Below are 569 nucleotides of genomic sequence, written 5' to 3'. Positions count from 1 at the left end.
ATCAACTCTTCGCTCAGGCTATCTTGTGATTGGTGACGTTCGATAATACGTTTACTCGCGCGTTCTAGTTTTGCTTTTTTACGCCCTAGCTCATCGAATGTGCCGCTCCATTCTTTACTCGCATTAGATTTCAATTTGCATCCATCAATGGCAAACATGTTGCGACCTATCAAGCCTTCTTCATCGCAGATCATCAGTACTTGCGTAAACAGCGGTTCAATCTATTCGTGCATTTTGGCCACGAATCCCGCTACAGATGTGTAATGAGGTTGAATATCACCCGACACACTCATGAACAAAATATTCGTCTCACACGCCTTAGCAATACGGCGGCTACTAACCAAACCATGTGCGTAACCAAGTAAAATAATCTTTAGCATCACTGAAGGAGGATACGCAGCAGCACCCGTTTTATCATTGTGATACCACGCATCAAAGCCCGATAAATCGAGTTTATTTTCGACAATATAACAAAGCGCATACTCAAATGTACCTGGCAATATTTGCTCAGCAAAATTGATTGGAATGAATTTATTTTGGCAGGATAAGTCTGGCTTGTAGTTGGCCAT

The 569-nt window shown here is 42.2% G+C and carries 1 protein-coding gene and 1 pseudogene; both read right to left on the bottom strand.

Annotated features, from left to right (window positions below; genetic code table 11):
• Nucleotides 1-194, bottom strand: a pseudogene (locus H5200_RS24255) (transposase); the annotation flags it as partial.
• 27 nt (nucleotides 195-221) lie between these two features.
• A partial coding sequence (locus H5200_RS24250) for a transposase (protein ID WP_259398902.1) occupies nucleotides 222-569 on the bottom strand: 348 nt, incomplete at its 5' end.

Origin of the sequence: Pseudoalteromonas sp. SG43-7, from assembly GCF_014164295.1 — a bacterium.
GTDB lineage: Bacteria > Pseudomonadota > Gammaproteobacteria > Enterobacterales > Alteromonadaceae > Pseudoalteromonas > Pseudoalteromonas rhizosphaerae.
This window is presented reverse-complemented; position numbering and strand designations above follow the sequence as displayed.